Here is a 16,694-nt window from a genome sequence, read left to right on the forward strand (position 1 = left end):
CAGGGTAGGTCCTGCCCTGATGGCAACACGCGGCGTGATCAGCTTCAAGGTCAGCAAAACGGGCACCCGGGTCGACGCGGTTTTTGATGATACGAAAACCACGCTCTTGCAGATGCAACAGAGTGTCATGAAAGTCGGCGCCGTGATTTCCGAGATGATCTACGACTTTTCGGACCATCCGCCCGGCGCGGATGCCGGACCCGACCAGAATGCCGCCCGGGGCGCCCTCGTCACCCTGGACGGTTCACGGTCCGTCTATCCCCTCATGGGGATCAAGCGTTATGAATGGACCCAGGTTTCCGGCCCGCCGGTCACCCTGTCGAGCCGGACCGTTCCCAAGCCGACCTTCACCATCCCCTCTGCGGCGGCAAACGGAAGCTCCCTCGTGTTTGAGTTGAAAATCACCACCAACAACGAGAAGCGCTTTACGGACACCACCAAAGTATCCATCGGTTCCGCCGGCGGCTACGATGGCCGGCCCATTGCCGATGCCGGCAGCAACCTCTCCGTCGACGAGGGATCCAAGATCGTCCTGGACGGCTCGGGCTCCTCCGACCCCGATGGGGGCCGCCTCACCTACAAATGGGTTCAGAAAAGCGGCGTCACGATGGTTGCCCTTTCCGACCCCGCCTCGGTTCGACCGACGCTGGATGTTCCGGAAGTCGGCCCCGCCGGCGGGTCGCTGACCTTCCGGCTGACCGTGACGAACGAAAACGGCGGATTCAGCTCCGATGAAATCACCATCCGGATCCTGTGGGTTCCGGAAGCGGGCTACAACAAGATCTCCGCCCAGGAAGCCAAGAACATGATCGACACCCGGGACGACCTGATCGTCGTCGATGTTCGGGAACAGAGCGAATACTGCGAGAGCGGCGGCCATATCCCCTGCGCCGTCAACTATCCGTGGGACACGGGCGTCCTTGAAGCGAAATATGGAAACCTTCCGCAGGAGGCCGATATCCTGGTCGTCTGCGACACCGGGGATCGGAGCGCCGTCGCGGCCGAGTTCCTCCTCTCCAAGGGATTTACCTCCGTGTACGACATGGGCGGCCTCAATGTGTGGCAGGGAGAGACCGCAACCTGCGGCCAGGTCTGCGATAAGCCCCCTGTCGGCGGCAAGGATGAAGAGTTCACCCCCCGGGGCTTCGTCGCCCGGTTCTATCGTCTGATTCTGGGCCGGAACCCGGATGAGGCCGGACTGGCGGGATGGACGGCCGCGATAGGCCGGGGTGCGGTCACCGGCGCGGACCTCGCGGAAGGGTTTCTCTCCAGCGAGGAGTTCAACCGCCGCGGCACGACGGATGAGGCGTTTCTGATCATCCTGTACCGGGCGCTGATGAACCGTGAACCCAATCCGGAATGGATCGACGAATGGGCGGCGGAGCTGGCTTCGGGAACCCCCCGCGGGGAAGTCGTTGAGGCGTTCATCTCTTCCGAGGAATTTGCAAACCTGGCCCGCGTGTACGGCGTCGCACCCTATACGGTGGACCCCGTCGAGGCCTTCGTTTCGCATTTCTATACCGCCGCGCTGAACAGAACCCCCGATGCCCCCGGGCTGGGGGGATGGGTGGGCGCACTCAAAAACGGTCGGGTGAGCGGCGCGGACCTCGCCGTCAGCTTCTTCCTGAGTCCGGAGTTCTTGAATCGGAAACTGACGGACGAGGCGTTCCTGACCGCGCTCTACCGGACGCTGATGAACCGGGAGCCCGATCCCGGAGGCCTTGCCGGATGGCTCTCTGAAATGAACCGCGGCCGGAGCCGCGCCGACGTACTCGACGGGTTCACCGGCTCGCCGGAGTTCGCAGGCCGGTGCGCCCAGGTCGGCATTACCGCCGAAGACCCGCCCAATTCCATCTGACCCGGGTTCCGGGGCGCATCCGCCTCACGGATAACGGAAGACAGGTCGCCCCACCCAACAACGGGCCATGATCCCGCCGGCATGCACATCGCCGGCACGGGTCATGGCCCTTTATCTTGTTGGAGAGACCGCTCCCCGCGGATGTTATCCGGCGGTCTGCGGCGTGGGCCTCAGGTACGCCCCCCAATATCCCAACCCGACGAAGACGACGCCGCCGATGGTGTTGCCCAGGGTCACCGGAAGGAGATTGTCTATCCAGAAAGCGGTCCAGTTGAGGGACGCCATATCAAGCCCGGACGGGGCGACGCCGGCCCATTGGTTCAGGAAGATGCCGACGGGGATGAAGTACATGTTGGCCACGCAGTGTTCAAAGCCGATCGCCACGAATCCCATGATGGGGAAAAAAATGGCAAAGATCTTTCCGATCACCTGGCGGGAAGCCAGCGCCATCCACACCGCCAGGCAGACCATCCAGTTGCAGCCCACGGCCCGGACGAACGCTTCCATAAACCCCAGATTCACCTTGGCGTGGGCCACCTTGACCGCCGTCTCCCCCAGAAGGCCGCCCCCGGTCTTCCAGAGGCCCGAGAAATAGAAGAGCAGCGCCAGGAGAACCGAACCGACGAGATTGGCGACATAGACGACGCTCCATTTGGCCAGGACCCGCCGCCAGGTGACCTCTCCGATCATGACGCTCGACACCATGAGGCTGTTGCCGGTATAGAGTTCGGCGCCGGCGATCACCACCAGCATCAGCCCGATGCTGAAGGCCGCGCCCCCGATGAGCTTCTTGAGCCCCAGGCCCAGGGCGGGCGAAAGATCGAAGGTCACGGATGCGGAGAAGAGCCCCCCGAATCCGATATATGCGCCGGCCAGGGTCCCCAGAACAAAGAGGGAGATCCAGGGCGAGTTGGCCTTGGCCACGCCGATGCTCTGGGCCACCGTCTCGGCGATGATCTTGGGCCCCTTGTCGTCGAGGCTGGGGATGGGGAATTTATTCCACATGGTCTCAAACCGGCTGAAGACTTTTTTCTCCTGTTTCAGCTTCCGGCGGACGGCCTTGTCGACCACCTCGGTGATTTCATCGGGCGTAAAGGGCTTGGCGAGAAAATCCATTGCGCCCCGCTTCATGGCCTCGGTCGCCCGGTCGACCGAGGGATAGCCGCTGAACATCACCACGGCGGAATCGGGCGCCCGCTCCTCCAGCAGGGCGATGACGTCAAGTCCGTCGAACCCGGGCATTTTCCAGTCGCACAGAATCACGCCGTAATGGCGCTGGGTGCTCAGTTCGAGGCCTTCCAAGGGGTTGTTCGTGGTTTCCACCACAAACCCATTGTCTCCGAAGATGGCCTCACAGGATCTCAGCACAGCGGGATCATCGTCGATCACGAGCATTCGTTCTTTCATCTTTCCTCCATTCATCTCTCATTCCGCCGGTTGGCGCGCCCCGTTCCGCCTCCGGAGAAGGGCGCGCGGTGTGCACGCGTCTATTCTGTTCGAAACCTGACGGCAGCGACGGCATCATGGACCGATGCGAGCAGCTCCTCAGGGGTAAATGGTTTGGCGATCAGAAGATCCGCCCCGCTCTCCGTTCCTTTCCGGATGGTTTCGGGAATCAAATAACCGGTCATCATCAGAATCGCCATTTCCGGATATGTCTTCCTTATCGGTCGAATCAGTTCAAATCCGTCGCTTCCGGGCATCTTGATGTCGGTCATGATCACATCGAAAGGACCCTCCGTTTCCAGCACGGCCCGGGCTGTTTCGGCGTTTTCGGCCGTATGGGCGGTGATGCCCTCCGCTTCCAGAATTCTTCGGCAGCTTTCCAGAACGATCCTGTCATCGTCAACAATGAGTATTCTCATGGCCGATAGCGCCCTCATGGGTTGGTGGTGGAATGGCCGGTTTCTACCGCTTCCCCGCTGCATGGCAGCCATATGGTGAACAGGCTGCCCGTGCCGGGGATGCTCTCCACGCTGATCCTTCCGCCGTGCCGCTCGATGATGCCGACGGACACCGCAAGCCCGAGCCCGGTTCCCTTTCCGACCTCCTTGGTCGTAAAAAACGGGTCGAAAAGCCTGCCCATGTGCTCCGGAGCGATCCCCGTCCCCGTGTCGCGGACCAGAATGTCAATGCCCCTCCCGCGGTCGCCGTCATGCAATTTCGACACGATCTCCACCTTTCCGCCGGGCTCCGTGGCATCCAGGGCGTTCAGGATCATGTTGACCATCACCGCCTGAATCTGGCTGCGGTCCAGTGTCAGGACAGGCATATCCTCCCGGGATTCGTACCGCAGGGTCACGCCCCGGATCAAGGCCTGATTCTCCATCAGGCGGACGCAGTCTTCCAGGAGCCGCTCCAGTTTCAGAGGTTCGGTGTCCAGTCGGCTCTGGCGTGAAAAATCGAGAAGCCCCTTGACGATTTTGCGGACCCGTTCGGTCTGCAGGGCGATGGTCTCGACGTCCTGCCGGACCTCCGCCGGAAGATCCTTGCGACGGAGGATGAGATGGGAGAAGGTGAGCACCGCCGTCAGCGGGTTGTTGATCTCGTGGGCCACCCCGGCGGCGAGTTTGCCGATGCTGGCCTGCTTTTCAGACTGGATCAGCCGCTTCTCGCTCTCCTCCCGATGCTCCTGATCGCGCCTCACGAGGGCCTCGCACATTTCCTTGAACGCATTCTGAAGCAGGCCGATGTCGCTTTTGGAGATGGGGCCGATCTGCGGAGAGAGGTTTCCCGCGGAGATCTCCGTGCTGGCGTGGATGAGTTGATGGACCGGCAGCATGATCCGGTTGGCCAGAAGGCATCCCAGGGCAATGGCGAAGGCCACCCCGGCCAGGGTGATCCCGGCGAAGACCCAGAGGGCGTTCTCCCGCACGTCCCGGTATTTTGCCTCCAGGACCCCGACGTAGAGCATCCCCACCCGGCGACGGTCGATGTCCGTGATGGGTTCATAGGCGGTGATGTACCAGTCGTTCACCACAAAGGCCCGGTCGGTCCATTTCCTGCCTTCGACCAGCACCCGCTGGGTCACCTCCGGGGATGCGAAGGTTCCGAGGGCGCGCTGGCCGGCCGTTTCCAGGACATTGGTGGCGATCCGGAGATTTCGGAAGAAGATGGTCGCCGTGCCGACGTTATGGCCCCGGTACACCTCGTTGCGGAAGACCGTCCCACCGATCTTGTCGACGATGGATTCATCGCGGTTGAGCAGCATCCCGCCGTATATGGCGCCGACGATGCCCCCGTTTTTCATGACGGGAACCGCAGCGGCAATGGCGAGCCCCGACACCTCCACGGCGATCGGCAACTCCTGACCCGCAGTCGGGGGGCTCGGGTCGGTCGACCGGGTCGGGATGCGGGATTTTTCGGCCAGTCCGGGAGCCTCGGCCTGAAGAACGCCGCTGTCCAGGACCACCGTGCCGGAGACCGCCCGCCTCCGCTGGAGGGCGGCATGCGCGATGGCCATCCCCCCGGGCGTTTGAACCGACGCGGCATCCCCTCCGCCGAGCCGGGAGAGAAGCGTTCCGTCGGCGGCGATGATGCCCGCGAAATCGAGGCGGATCGCCTTTGCGATCTTTTCCGTTCTGGCGCCCAGGAGGCCCCGGTCGCGGATGACCACCGCATCGCTGAAGCCGCTGTCCAGCCCCGTGGCTTCAAGCGACAGGCGGATGGCCGCAACCCGGTCGTCGTAAATCACCCGGGCCACATTCAGGTCCTGCCTCACGCGGTTATTGGCTTCATTTAACACCGAATCATACAGAAGCTGCCATCCCACCACCAGCGATACGGTGCCGACCAGCAGGGCGACGCTGAGAAAACTGAAGATGAGTTTTGAACGGGTCGAATAAAGCATGGTACCTCCCAAGCAGCAACGCAGTCGATTTCCGGACCTTTTCCGTACTCATGGACATCCTGCAATAAAGCAAGATAAATGCCAGAATTATTTTTGTCTGGGTGCATCTGCCCATTCCGATATTTTTTTGTAGATATTGCATATAGTTAATACTATCTGCCCCCCCTTCGAGGCTTCGTTCTCGAAAAAGGCGCCGCAGGCGGTCCCGCCCGCCAGGGAGGTGCCTGGCGCGCCCATTGCCGCCCGGCTGGCCGAACGCTTCGGTTGTCAGCATTTTTTTCATCGTGTAAATGTGGCGGAACCGCGCCATGGAGCTTCCCAAACCAGGAGGGGCCTTCGAAAGGGCTTCGTCAGGCGCCCGTGTTTGACACCCGTGGCGAACATCCCTATTCTTTTTGATCATAATGATTTTTTTGGAAGATAATATGGGTCGAACTGATCCGAACGACCGCATGGGCGGCAGGGACGCCCGGTGCCGGAACGGGGAGGATATGAATGGGGCGTGGGGACATCGTGAGGATTCTCTTCCATCCGGCATCCGTCGCAGTCGTGATTCTCTTCTCCGTGGCCCCGGTTTATTCGGCGGCGGAGCAGATGATCATTTTTGTCCAGCCCGGCGCCTCGCGCGTCGACGCCGCCTTCCAGGAGAAGTCGCTGCCTGAGATTCGAAGACTGGCCGAGGCCATGGAAATTCATGTCCACATAGTCGATGCGGCCGAAGGCGCCCCCGCGGAAGTCGCCATTACTCCCCTCATCGTTTATCAGAACCACCGGGGCCGGTCCGTCTACCAGGGAAGATACACCACCCTCGAGCGGATCCGCAATTTCATCCGCACGTCCCGGTTCGTTCCCCAGGCTTCGGCGGATCACGAGAGGGACGACATCCTTGTCTGGCCCAACGGCCGGGCCAGGGTCTGGGCTCCCATCAAGATCTCCCGGGTGACGGGCGCGCCGCCGCCGGGCCCCGGGGCTCACGACCACGACGCCTTCGTCAGGGAGGCGCGCGCGGCCATGGAAACCGGCCTGACCCGTTTCAGAACCATGGACGGGATTTCCCTCTCCCGCGCGGATCGGGGCTTCTACATGGACCTCTATCCGTGGCTGGCCGATGACGGCACCCTCTTCCTGTCGCTTGCCGTCTACTCCCAGTTTGACTGCAAATCTCCGGTGTTCGAGAAGAAAAAAGACCCCCTGGTCGGGCCGTGGCAGGAGCGGAAGAGGCTCTTCCGGGATGCGGCGCGCATTCTGGAAAAGGCCGTCGCGGACCGGATCGTCGATGCAGACAGGGGAGACGGGTTCGATCCGGTGGCTTCTACAGTGCCCGCGGCGGCGTGGGAAAGGATCGGATTCCCCCTTCCCGGAGCGCCGTCCGCATCCCCGTCGGCGCCCGCGGCCCGGGGTCCGATCCCCCGGAAATGGCGGCTGGCCCGGCCCGGCCCCGATGATCCGCCCGTCATCCAGTTTCACTTCGTAGCACCGCTGGATCACTACCGCGGCGAGGTCACCCGATACCGGGGAGGTTTCGAACTCAGCGGGGAGCGAAAGCTGGAGGGCGCGGCGGGTTGGGTGACGGCGGATCCATCGTCCGTCACCATGGGAGACGGCAGCCTGGACAGCGTCCTCGCGGGTGCCGTCTTTCTGGACGTCCGACATCACCCCGAGGCCGCATTCCGGGTCACGGCCGTGCGGGGGGACGGCAACCCCCTGGCCTACGGCCGGATGTCCGTCGCATCGGTTTCGGGCACCTTCAGGTTAAAAGGAAAAGAGGTCCCATTGGAGATGGCCGTGGAGATGGAACCGGTCCTGGGTGCGGACAATCAACCCCTGCTTCTGGCCCGGGGCATGTTTCGGATCGATCTGGAGGTGTTCGGCATCGAAGGGGCGGACGGCCCGGCCCCGGCCAACCGGAGCCTGGTTTTCGATCTTTTCCTGTTGTTTGAACCCGATCCGGGATGAACGCCCGAGGGCCGTCCATCCCGGCTGCATAATCAGAAATGATAGACGTAGCGCATGTTGACGCGGGTGCCTTCGGGCCGGTTTTCCGCCTCGGTTTCCCAGTAGAGGTTAAAGAAGAAATGGTTGTCCGGTGAAATGTGCCACAGGAGCCCAGGGCCGATGCCGATGACCTGCTCTTTGGACCCCGACACCTCGTTTCCGTCCACCTCGGTCTCGCTGATCTGCTTGAAGTAGTACCCGTTGAGACCAACGCGCAGAGATGCGGGAATGACCTCGTATGCGGAGGCGAAGTTGAGGTGGAAAGCCTGGCCGGCCTGGGTGTCAGCGGCATCGCCGTAGGCCCGGTTGGGGTCGTCGTTCTTGTCGTTCCAGAGGTAGTGGATTCGTGAGGTGACGGTCCACTGGGGGGTGATGAAGAAGGTGCCGGTCCAGTAGGGATTGAAGGAGAAAAAATTGCTGCCCGGGTTGATCTCCTTGTCCTCGTCGTATTTCCCGGTGGGGAAGATCATCTGGAGCTCCACCCGGTGCATGAAAAGCGGCCCCGAGGCGCCCATGACGGGGTCCCACTGGAGGAACGGGCCCACCAGGATGTCGCCGAAGCCGCCCCCGTTGGCCTGGGGAAAGGGACCGGGCGCATCATAATCGAGATCGATGGAAGCATAGGGAATGATGACATCCAGGCCCCATTTTCCGCCCATCAGAAGCTCCTGGTCGGACTGATAGATGAACTGGGAGAGGCTGATCCACCCCTCCAGGTCCGGACCCGGCAGGGGGAGGTCGCTGCCGTCGTTGTCTTTGAGGTCTTCCGCGCCGTAGTACTGGAGGTACTGGGTGAAATAGAGGCCGGGTCCGGCCGGCGGCCCCCCGTCCATGAAGCTCGTAAACCCGAGGTTGACGGCGGGCTGGTCATAGCCTGACGCCCCCGGAGCCGCAATCAATGCCGCCAGCACAACACAGATCCCCACGCGGATGAATGTCCGTTTCATCTCTTCCTCCTTCGGTCGATACGGTTCGGTTACGGTGGGCGGCACCCCCGGCGCCGGGACAGGCCCGCGGCGCTTTCACGGACGCCGGAGAATGCCGCCCCTGGTTGACCGAAAGATATTCCATGACCCATCGCAAAGATCAACTCATTTCAGAAACTGAACCGGATTTTTTTTGCGATGCCCAATCAATCTCCTCCCCCAGGATTTTCACGGCGCGGCGGATCTCCTCCGCTTCGGCCAGGGTGAAATTGAGCCGCATGGCTCCCCTCCCTTCGCCGTCGTGGGCGTAAAAATACCGTCCCGGCACAAAGGCGGTGTTCCGCGCGACGGCCCGCTGATACACCGTTTCCATGTCCACCCCGCCGTCTGCGTCAGCCCATATGAACATCCCCCCCTCGGGTCGGCTCCACCGGATGGTTTCAGGAAAACAGGCCGCCATTGCCGTCAGCATGGCCTCCTGACGGGGCCGGTAGAGCGCAAGGATCCCGGGCAGGTGACGCTCCAGGTGTCCGCCGGCAAGATATTCCGCAGCCAGGGCCTGGTTGAAGGTGCTGGTATGGAGATCGGTCCCCTGCTTCACCCGGACCAGCCACTCCCGGATCAGGGGCGGGGCCGCGCAGAAGCCGATCCGCAGCCCCGGCGCCAAAATTTTGGAGAGGGTGCTGATGTAGACCACGTGATCCGGAGCAAAGCTTTTCACGGGCGGCGGGGCCTCGCCCCGGTATCTCAAATCGCTGTAGGGATCGTCCTCGATCACAAGGGCGTCGTACGTCTGAATGATCCGGGCGATCTCCCGTCTTCTGGCGAGGGGAATGGTCCGGCCGGTGGGGTTCTGGAAGGTGGGCACGAGGTAGACGAACTTGACGCTTCCCGAGGCCAGGGTTCGTTCCAGGGACTCGGGCACCACGCCGTCCTCATCCGTTTCCAGGCGGACATATTCCGGTTCATAGGGATTGAACGCCGAGATGGCGCCCAGATAGGTCGGGGCCTCCACGGCCACCCGGTCGCCCCGGGTGATCAGCACCTTGCCCAAGGCATCCAGAAATCCCTGGGAGCCGCTCGCGATGATGATCTCCTCCGGGGAGGCCGTCACGCCCTTCCGCTCAAGCCGCACGGACAGGGCCTCCCTGAGAGGCATGAACCCTTCTGTGAGATCGTACTGAAATGCGCCGGACCCGTATTTTTCAATGACCGCGGCGGACAGGCCGTTCATGATTTCCATGGGGAAGCTCTCGGGCGCCGGGATGCCGCCGGCAAGGGAGATCATGCCCGGACGCGAGACGACCTTGAGGATCTCCCGGATGGCGTTGTCGTGTATCTTCAGGGTTCTTGCCGCCAGCAGATGTTCAAATTTCATGGCCTCTTTTCCTTCTTCAAAATTTTAGGTTGAAGCCATCTTAGACCCTGTGGTAAAAAAAAACAGATACACATTCTCTAAAAAATCAGCATAACAGATTCAAGGCCGCCGTGACCGGACACCCGATGCCCGACAGAACCGTTTTTCGATACCAGTCCCTTGCGGAGGAGATCGAAGGCAACATCCTGGACGGGACCTATGCGCCCGGGGAGCGGCTTCCCTCCATCCGCCAGTTGCATCGCCGGTTGAACCTGAGCATCAGCACGGTGCACCAGGCCTACATGGCGCTGGAGATGACCGGCCTCATCGAGGCCCGGCCAAAATCCGGGTATTTCGTCAGTCCGGTATCCCTGAAAAGCTTCGATCCGCCGGTTCTGCCCGAGCCCGCGGCCGGGCCCCTCAGGGTCGAAACCACCGGCATGGTCAACGCCGTGCTCAGGGCCATCGCCGACCCCGGGATGCTGCCGCTGGCCTCCTCCGCCACGGCCACGGACCTCCTTCCCCACCGGCAGTTCGCCCGGATCCTCAAATCCCTTTCCGAAAAGGAGATCAAAAAAACCCTCTCCTACTCTTTGACCGAAGGGCACCCGGAACTGCGGCGACAGCTCTCCCACCGCATGGTGGGGATGCCGAATGGGGTGTCGCCCGAGGAGATCGTCGTCACCACCGGCTGCATGGAGGCCGTTACCCTCTGCCTTCAGGCCGTCCTGAAACCGGGGGAGACGCTGGCCATCGAGACGCCGACCCATTTCGGGTTCCTGCAGCTCTTCAAGGAGATGGGAATCATGGTCGTGGAGGTGCCCACCCATCCCGGAACGGGCGTGGATATCGACGCTCTCGCGCGGATCATAGGCCGGACCGCCGTCAAGGCATGCCTCTTCATGCCCAATTTTCACAACCCGTTGGGCACCCTCCTGTCGGAAGAAGGCAAGGAGCGGCTTGTGGGCCTGCTGAACCGGCATGAGATTCCCGTCATCGAAGACGACATCTGTGCGGAGCTGTATTTCGAGGGACACCGGCGCCCGTCGCTTCTGAAGGCCTTCGATCGGAAGGATCTGGTGCTGACCTGCTCATCGTTTTCCAAAACCCTGGCCCCGGGCTTCCGCATCGGATGGACCCTCCCCGGGCCCCGGTTCCGGGACAAGATCCTGAGGCTCAAGGCCGGATCCACCGTGTGCACCGCGACCCTGGACCAGGAGCTCATGGCCCGCTTCCTGGCCGGCGGCACCTGCGACCGCCACCTGCGGGCACTCAGAAGCTCCCTCAAATCCCAGACCCTCAAAACGGCCCTTGCGGTGAAAAAATATTTCCCGGAAAACACGCGCCTCTCCTTCCCGGCCGGGGGGTCGCTCCTCTGGATCGAACTCAACCGGCGGATCGACGGGATGGCGCTCTATCGAAAGGCCCTGGAACACCGGATCGCCATCCTGCCGGGGGCGGTCTGCTCGGTATCGGGGATGTTCACAAACTATATCCGCATCGGCTGCGGAGCGCCCTTCACGGCCGAGGTCGAAGGGGGGATCGAGATCCTGGGCCGCCTTGCCGGCCAGTGCCTCCGGGAGCGGGGCTCCGGGTGAATCCGCTGATGATGCTCAATTTCCTGCTGTTCCCCAGCAGAATCAGCGCCGCGGACCATGGCGCCCACTTCCGGCGCCTTCTGGACGTTGCCTGGTAGAGTCCGGCGGTGCCGGCCTTTTCCAGGTCCACCTTCACCGTCGTCAGGGCCGAAATGGATGGCGTCCTCACTCCGTCTTAACGATCTCGATCCGGCTTCTCGCGGTGAGCTCGTAGAGGTCCGGCCGGCGGTCGTGGAGGGGGCGCACGGTGGCCACGTGCCGCTGCTGGGCCAGGGACGAAAGCGCCAGGTCCGAGACCACCACTGCCTCGACGTTCGGGTCCGCCTCTCCCCCGACCCCTTTCTCGGGAAACGAGAAATCGCTGGGCGTCAGGATGGCGGCCTGGCTGTAGCTCATGAAAGACCCGATCTCCGTTCGCATGTTGCCTACGCTCCCGGTCATGACCACATAGATGAAGTTTTCCACGGCCCGAGCCTGGGAGCAGTGGCGAACCCGGTAATATGCCTTCTTCTCCTCGGTGTAGAACGGCACGAAGATCACCTCCACCCCGGCCAGGGTCAGAAGGCGGGATATTTCGGGGAACTCGATATCGTAGCAGACCTGGATCGCGATTCTGGACAGGGGGGTGTTGAAAATCCGGATGCTCTCGCCGGGCTGGATACCGCCTGCCGAACGCTCGGCCGGGGTGATGTGAAGCTTATCCTGGGTGTAGACATTGCCCGAGGGTGTGAAGAGGTGCGCCGTATTGTAGATCAAGCCGTCCCGCATGACAGGATGGGAGCCGCCGATGATGTAGATGTTATACTTCTCGGCAAACCGGCGGAACATCTCGATATAGCGGTCCGTCAGGGCAACCAGCTCCCGGACCATCATCTTCATGTCCGCGCCCTTGAGGTAGCTCAGGAGCTGGTATGTCAGGTATTCGGGAAAGAGCAGGAAGTGGCAGTGATATCCATCGGCGGTGTCGACGAAAAACTCCACGCTCTTCTCAAAGTCCTCCCATCGGTCGATCTGCCGCAGGCTGTACTGGGCCGCGCAGACCCTTATCTGCCGGGCTTTTTGCTTGGGGGCGTTGGCCGAAGAGATCCGTTTCTTGGCGATGTCGAAATCAGGGTTGAGCAGTTCGAGGTAGGTCGAATAGTTGAGGCTTGAAAAATCGACGGTGATGTCCAGTTGGACCTTCCTCACCCGGTAGCCGGCCTTGAGGTGGGCGTTGAGCGCAGGATCCCGGATCTCCCCCTTGAGGACCGCCTCGACGTACTGCTCGGCCGTCATCTTGCCGGCATAGTCTTTGTAGCCGGGAATTCGCCCGTAGCCGATCATCCGTCTCAGGTTGTACCGCTTCAGCAGGCCGAGCCGCCGCTTATAGAGCAGCATGGCGATGCCGCGACGGCGGTAGTCGGGATGAACCCCGATATCCGCTCCGTAGAGCGTGTCGCCGTCGGGATTGTGGGTGCTGAAGGTGCTGGCCCCGGAAATTTCATCCACGGTGTACCAGTAATCATCGTCGATGTTCACGATGATGGAGGTTGCATACCCGACGATCTTTCCGTCGGCGACGGCCACGAACTGGCCGTCGGGAAACGTCTTCAACTGCATTTCGTACTGGCGCTCGGTATACGTGTATTCCGGCGGATAGTCGGCGTAAATCCGCCGGCTGCACTCGATCAGTTCGGGAATATCGCCGATCCGGCACCGGCGGGTCGTCACCTTCGATTTCGTTTTCTTCACAAGCAGGCTCCTTTGAACATCATCTAAACATAACCGGCCAATTCCACGAGGCGGCGGAACGCCTCCGGGACGGGTGCTTCAATGCACAGCGGCCGTCCGGTGCGGGGGTGGTGAAATTCGAGAGCGGCGGCGTGGAGGGCCTGCCGTTCCATCCGCAGGCGCGCCCGGTCCGGATCGGTCAGACGATCCTCAATGAACCGGACAAAAAGGGCTTCCTCCACGCCGTAGATCTTGTCCCCGACCACCGGATAACCCAGGGCGAGAAGGGTCGCACGGATCTGGTGACGCCGTCCGGTGATGGGCATGGCGGAAACAAGGCTTAGGGAATGGCCCGTCCGAAGGGTGCTGAATTGGGTGCAGCAGGGTTTGCCCTTATCCGGGGGGCTCTCCAGGGACCCCGTCGGAAAGAACCGCATTTTCTTCCGGATGACGCTCGCCGGGTCCGTTGAGATCAGCCCTTCGGCGGTCACGGGTTCAGACGGAAAGCGTCCCTCGACCAGTGCGGCATATCGCTTGCGGAACTCCCCGCGGGCCATCTGCCGGCCCAGGTCCGAGGCGTCGCGGGAGTGTTTGGCAATCAGGATCACCCCCGAGGTCTCCCGGTCGAGGCGGTGTACGAAGAAGAGGCCCTGCCCCGGGGACCTGTCCTGGAGCATGGCCCAGAGGGTGTGCCGGAAGTAACGGCCGCCCGGGTGGCAGGGAAGGTTTCCGGGCTTGTTCACCGCAAGGAGGGCCTCATCTTCGAAGAGAACGGCATAGAGGCCGTCCACGGGCGGTTCCGGGGCATCCGCCGGGAGGTAGGCCACCGTCTCGCCCCCGCGGAGCACGAGGCCTGCTGAGGCCCGTTGCCCGTTGACGAGGACCCTTCCGCCGTCGATCTCGGCCATCCATGACGCGCGATCCAGATAGGAGAAGCGTCCGGCAAGGAAATCCACCGGCCCGACCCCCGCCGCATGGCGCGGGATCGATACGTACAGGCGGCGGGTCAGCATCATGCGTCGTCGTTCATCATGTCGATCAACTGTCTCAGCCGGCCGAAGCTTTTCCGGTTGAAATCGATGACAAGCCTGGGAAGATGGGCGATCTCCTGTTCATTGACCTCCCCGGGGAGCTGTGTCGACAGGGTGATGGCCCCGTCCGGCAAAAGGATGTCGCCGAATTCCCCGCGGATCTTTTCGAGTGTGGCGGGTTCGGGCGGCTGGTTCATGCGGATCACCAGCTTTTCCTCCACGTATCTCAGGCTGTGGAACCGCCTATAGAAATGGTCGATGCGCCGAACCGCCTCCTCGCTCGACTCGACCCGCTCGAACAGGCTGAAATCCTCGGGGTGGATGTATCCCTCCGCCATCAGCTTCCCGTTCAGGAATTCGAGCCAGTGGGACCAGTAGGCGCAGCCGGGGGGATCGATCAGGATCAGCGGGATGGGGTCCCGCTTTCCGGTCTGGACCAGGGTCAGGGTTTCCATGGCCTCGTCCAGGGTACCGAACCCCCCGGGAAAAAGGGCGACCGCATGGGCCTCCTTCAAAAACGCCACCTTCCGGTTGAAGAAATACTTGTAGGTGATGCTCCGGGGGTTGCCGTGGATCACCGGGTTCGATTTCTGCTCGAAAGGCAGCCGGATGTTGACCCCGAAGGAGTGCTCGGCGCCGGCCCCCTCGTTGACGGCCTGCATGATCCCCGGTCCGCCGCCCGTGATGACCATGTACCCGGCCTCCCTCAACTGCTCCCCCAGGCGAAAGGCCATGCGGTAGGCCGGGGCGTCCGATCTGGTGCGGGCGGAGCCGAAGACCGTCACCTTTTTTACGGCGCTGTAAGGCCCGAATATCTTGGAGGTGAAGCGCATCTCCTTCAGGGTGGTGTTCATGAGCTTGAGGTCGGCCTTGTCGTCGTCCTCCTGGCCGGCCTTGAGGGCCGCGATGATCATCTCGCGGATCAGTTCCGGGCTCTTGATCCCGCCGACCATCTGGATCAGGTCCGCGATGGCATTGTCCGCAGGGCCGTTGGATGCGTGGAAACGAAGTTTCATGGATGTGTCCTTTGTCGGGATGGATGCCTGCGGATGGGTCATGGATGCGCTGCTCCTTTCAGTTATGCCTGCGGCCGCTTCCGGTCGGTACGCAAACGGCGCTTCCCGCGCCTGAGAGATCTGTTGCAATTGGGCGCCAAAACATATACAGATTCCACGGCTTTTGCAAGATGAACGCGCATTCTTATCCGGGGGAAGGGACCTTGCGGGATGGACATTCACATGACGGCGGAGATTGCTGCGCTGCTTTTCATTACCGGGCTTTCCGCCGGATTTGTGGATGCCATCGCCGGCGGCGGGGGGCTCATCGCGCTGCCCGTTCTCCTGTCCATCGGGCTTCCGCCGCAGATCGCCCTGGGGACCAACAAGCTCCAGGGGACCTTCGGAACCCTTGCGTCATCCTATCAGTTTTTCCGGAAGGGACAGGTCGATTTCAGGGAGGCCATGCCCGGAATTCTGTATACCTTTGTCGGGGCCGCCGCCGGTACGACGCTGGTTCAGAACATCAGCCCCTCATTTCTGGGCTACATGGTCCCCGTGCTTCTGGTGGGCGTCTTCGTTTACACCCTTTTCTCCAAGAGCCTGGGGTATGAAAGAAGACCACCGAAAATGGCCTCCAGGGTGTTTTATACCGTTTTCGGTCTCGCGCTGGGGTTTTATGACGGCTTCTTCGGGCCGGGCGCCGGATCCTTCTGGATGGCCGCATTCTGCGTTTTCCTGGGATTTGACCTGACGCGCTCCGCCGGGTTCACGCGGGCCATGAACTTCACCAGCAACCTTGTTTCGCTCGCGGTGTTCATCCTCGGCGGAAACGTGCTCTATTCCGTAGGCCTCCTGATGGCCGCGGGCCAGTTCATCGGCGGGCGCCTGGGCGCCAACCTGGCCATGAAAAAAGGCGCGGGATTCATCCGCCTGGTATTCTTGACGGTGGTCGCCGCCACCGTGGCGCGGCTGGTCTACGTCACCTATTTGGCCTGACACCCCGCCGACAGGCAGAAAAACGCGCTTCCCCCAATAGATTCCTCCGGGTCAATCCCGGAGGATCCGCTTGACATCGGGAAGGGTTTCCGGCCGCCCCCGGACCATGTAGCGGCTCTCGCCGTCCCGGCGGGTGACGTTTTCATAGACCCCGTCATCCCGCCGGACCAGCTTGGTGAACCCCATGTCCTTGAGCTGGGCATTGCCTTTGGGTGCGCTGACGGCAACCCGCGACACGAGCTTCTTGACCGGGCCGCCGCACGCCGGGCATACTGCCAGGGGAGCGTCGTGGATGGACTGCCGGATCTCGAAGGCCCTCCCGATGTCGCAGGGGGTGTCCGTATGTTCATATTCATACACCGGCATCTGCAAACC

13 protein-coding genes are annotated in these 16,694 nt (G+C 62.1%); 4 read left to right on the plus strand and 9 right to left on the minus strand.

Features of this window, described 5'->3' with window-relative positions; genetic code table 11:
- Nucleotides 1-19: 19 nt before the first annotated feature.
- Entirely contained in the window at nucleotides 20-1,858 is a 1,839-nt protein-coding gene (locus tag ACEW8N_RS15175; protein WP_373500680.1) for a DUF4214 domain-containing protein, read from the plus strand.
- 144 nt (nucleotides 1,859-2,002) lie between these two features.
- On the opposite strand, the gene ACEW8N_RS15180 is transcribed toward ACEW8N_RS15175, so the two are convergent.
- The 3 genes from ACEW8N_RS15180 to ACEW8N_RS15190 form a co-directional block, all read right to left on the minus strand.
- The gene (locus ACEW8N_RS15180) at nucleotides 2,003-3,265 is read right to left on the minus strand and encodes a formate/nitrite family transporter (protein WP_373500681.1); all 1,263 of its coding nucleotides are present in this window, start codon (nucleotides 3,263-3,265) and stop codon (nucleotides 2,003-2,005) included.
- An 80-nt stretch (nucleotides 3,266-3,345) separates the two neighbouring features.
- A complete protein-coding gene (locus ACEW8N_RS15185; protein ID WP_373500682.1) occupies nucleotides 3,346-3,723 on the minus strand; it encodes a response regulator in 378 nt (125 codons plus the stop codon).
- A 14-nt stretch (nucleotides 3,724-3,737) separates the two neighbouring features.
- Entirely contained in the window at nucleotides 3,738-5,708 is a 1,971-nt protein-coding gene (locus tag ACEW8N_RS15190) for a cache domain-containing protein (protein ID WP_373500683.1), read from the minus strand.
- A gap of 495 nt (nucleotides 5,709-6,203) precedes the next feature.
- Here ACEW8N_RS15190 and ACEW8N_RS15195 point away from each other — a divergent pair, with 495 nt between their 5' ends.
- Nucleotides 6,204-7,664, plus strand: coding sequence for a YceI family protein (locus tag ACEW8N_RS15195; protein WP_373500684.1), 1,461 nt, complete (start codon nucleotides 6,204-6,206; stop codon nucleotides 7,662-7,664).
- Nucleotides 7,665-7,696: 32 nt separating this feature from the next.
- On the opposite strand, the gene ACEW8N_RS15200 is transcribed toward ACEW8N_RS15195, so the two are convergent.
- Together ACEW8N_RS15200 and ACEW8N_RS15205 are read right to left on the minus strand one after the other, a co-directional pair.
- Nucleotides 7,697-8,650 carry a transporter gene (locus ACEW8N_RS15200; protein WP_373500685.1) on the minus strand — a complete coding sequence of 318 codons (954 nt, stop codon included), beginning with the start codon at nucleotides 8,648-8,650 and terminating at the stop codon, nucleotides 7,697-7,699.
- A gap of 139 nt (nucleotides 8,651-8,789) precedes the next feature.
- The gene (locus ACEW8N_RS15205) at nucleotides 8,790-10,007 is read right to left on the minus strand and encodes a PLP-dependent aminotransferase family protein (RefSeq protein WP_373500686.1); all 1,218 of its coding nucleotides are present in this window, start codon (nucleotides 10,005-10,007) and stop codon (nucleotides 8,790-8,792) included.
- Nucleotides 10,008-10,132: 125 nt separating this feature from the next.
- On the opposite strand from ACEW8N_RS15205, the gene ACEW8N_RS15210 reads away from it, so the two are divergent.
- Nucleotides 10,133-11,584 (plus strand): PLP-dependent aminotransferase family protein, encoded by a 1,452-nt coding sequence (locus tag ACEW8N_RS15210; RefSeq protein ID WP_373500687.1) that lies wholly within the window; start codon nucleotides 10,133-10,135, stop codon nucleotides 11,582-11,584.
- A 165-nt stretch (nucleotides 11,585-11,749) separates the two neighbouring features.
- On the opposite strand, the gene ACEW8N_RS15215 is transcribed toward ACEW8N_RS15210, so the two are convergent.
- From ACEW8N_RS15215 to ACEW8N_RS15225, 3 genes are read right to left on the minus strand one after another with little or no spacing between them, the layout of a single operon-like run.
- Complete coding sequence (locus ACEW8N_RS15215; RefSeq protein WP_373500688.1) at nucleotides 11,750-13,315, minus strand: GNAT family N-acetyltransferase; 1,566 nt, start codon at nucleotides 13,313-13,315, stop codon at nucleotides 11,750-11,752.
- A gap of 23 nt (nucleotides 13,316-13,338) precedes the next feature.
- Nucleotides 13,339-14,310: an RluA family pseudouridine synthase gene (locus tag ACEW8N_RS15220; protein ID WP_373500689.1), complete on the minus strand. Its 972-nt coding sequence runs from the start codon at nucleotides 14,308-14,310 to the stop codon at nucleotides 13,339-13,341.
- Nucleotides 14,307-15,341 (minus strand): TIGR00730 family Rossman fold protein, encoded by a 1,035-nt coding sequence (locus ACEW8N_RS15225; RefSeq protein WP_373500690.1) that lies wholly within the window; start codon nucleotides 15,339-15,341, stop codon nucleotides 14,307-14,309. Before ACEW8N_RS15225 ends, ACEW8N_RS15220 begins: the two co-directional genes overlap by 4 nt.
- A gap of 210 nt (nucleotides 15,342-15,551) precedes the next feature.
- Between ACEW8N_RS15225 and ACEW8N_RS15230 the strand changes: the two genes are divergently transcribed.
- Entirely contained in the window at nucleotides 15,552-16,319 is a 768-nt protein-coding gene (locus ACEW8N_RS15230) for a TSUP family transporter (RefSeq protein ID WP_373500691.1), read from the plus strand.
- Nucleotides 16,320-16,370: 51 nt separating this feature from the next.
- On the opposite strand, the gene ACEW8N_RS15235 is transcribed toward ACEW8N_RS15230, so the two are convergent.
- Complete coding sequence (locus ACEW8N_RS15235) at nucleotides 16,371-16,685, minus strand: FmdB family zinc ribbon protein (RefSeq protein ID WP_373500692.1); 315 nt, start codon at nucleotides 16,683-16,685, stop codon at nucleotides 16,371-16,373.
- Nucleotides 16,686-16,694: the final 9 nt, after the last annotated feature.

The sequence above is a fragment of the Desulfococcus sp. genome, assembly GCF_041737845.1.
Lineage (GTDB): Bacteria > Desulfobacterota > Desulfobacteria > Desulfobacterales > Desulfococcaceae > Desulfococcus.

Coding starts and splice junctions, on each gene's coding strand:
- ACEW8N_RS15175 (WP_373500680.1), top strand. CDS start 20: ATGGCAACACGCGGCGTGATCAGCTTCAAGGTCAGCAAAACGGGCACC.
- ACEW8N_RS15180 (WP_373500681.1), bottom strand. CDS start 3,265: ATGAAAGAACGAATGCTCGTGATCGACGATGATCCCGCTGTGCTGAGA.
- ACEW8N_RS15185 (WP_373500682.1), bottom strand. CDS start 3,723: ATGAGAATACTCATTGTTGACGATGACAGGATCGTTCTGGAAAGCTGC.
- ACEW8N_RS15190 (WP_373500683.1), bottom strand. CDS start 5,708: ATGCTTTATTCGACCCGTTCAAAACTCATCTTCAGTTTTCTCAGCGTC.
- ACEW8N_RS15195 (WP_373500684.1), top strand. CDS start 6,204: ATGGGGCGTGGGGACATCGTGAGGATTCTCTTCCATCCGGCATCCGTC.
- ACEW8N_RS15200 (WP_373500685.1), bottom strand. CDS start 8,650: ATGAAACGGACATTCATCCGCGTGGGGATCTGTGTTGTGCTGGCGGCA.
- ACEW8N_RS15205 (WP_373500686.1), bottom strand. CDS start 10,007: ATGAAATTTGAACATCTGCTGGCGGCAAGAACCCTGAAGATACACGAC.
- ACEW8N_RS15210 (WP_373500687.1), top strand. CDS start 10,133: ATGCCCGACAGAACCGTTTTTCGATACCAGTCCCTTGCGGAGGAGATC.
- ACEW8N_RS15220 (WP_373500689.1), bottom strand. CDS start 14,310: ATGATGCTGACCCGCCGCCTGTACGTATCGATCCCGCGCCATGCGGCG.
- ACEW8N_RS15225 (WP_373500690.1), bottom strand. CDS start 15,341: ATGAAACTTCGTTTCCACGCATCCAACGGCCCTGCGGACAATGCCATC.
- ACEW8N_RS15230 (WP_373500691.1), top strand. CDS start 15,552: ATGGACATTCACATGACGGCGGAGATTGCTGCGCTGCTTTTCATTACC.
- ACEW8N_RS15235 (WP_373500692.1), bottom strand. CDS start 16,685: ATGCCGGTGTATGAATATGAACATACGGACACCCCCTGCGACATCGGG.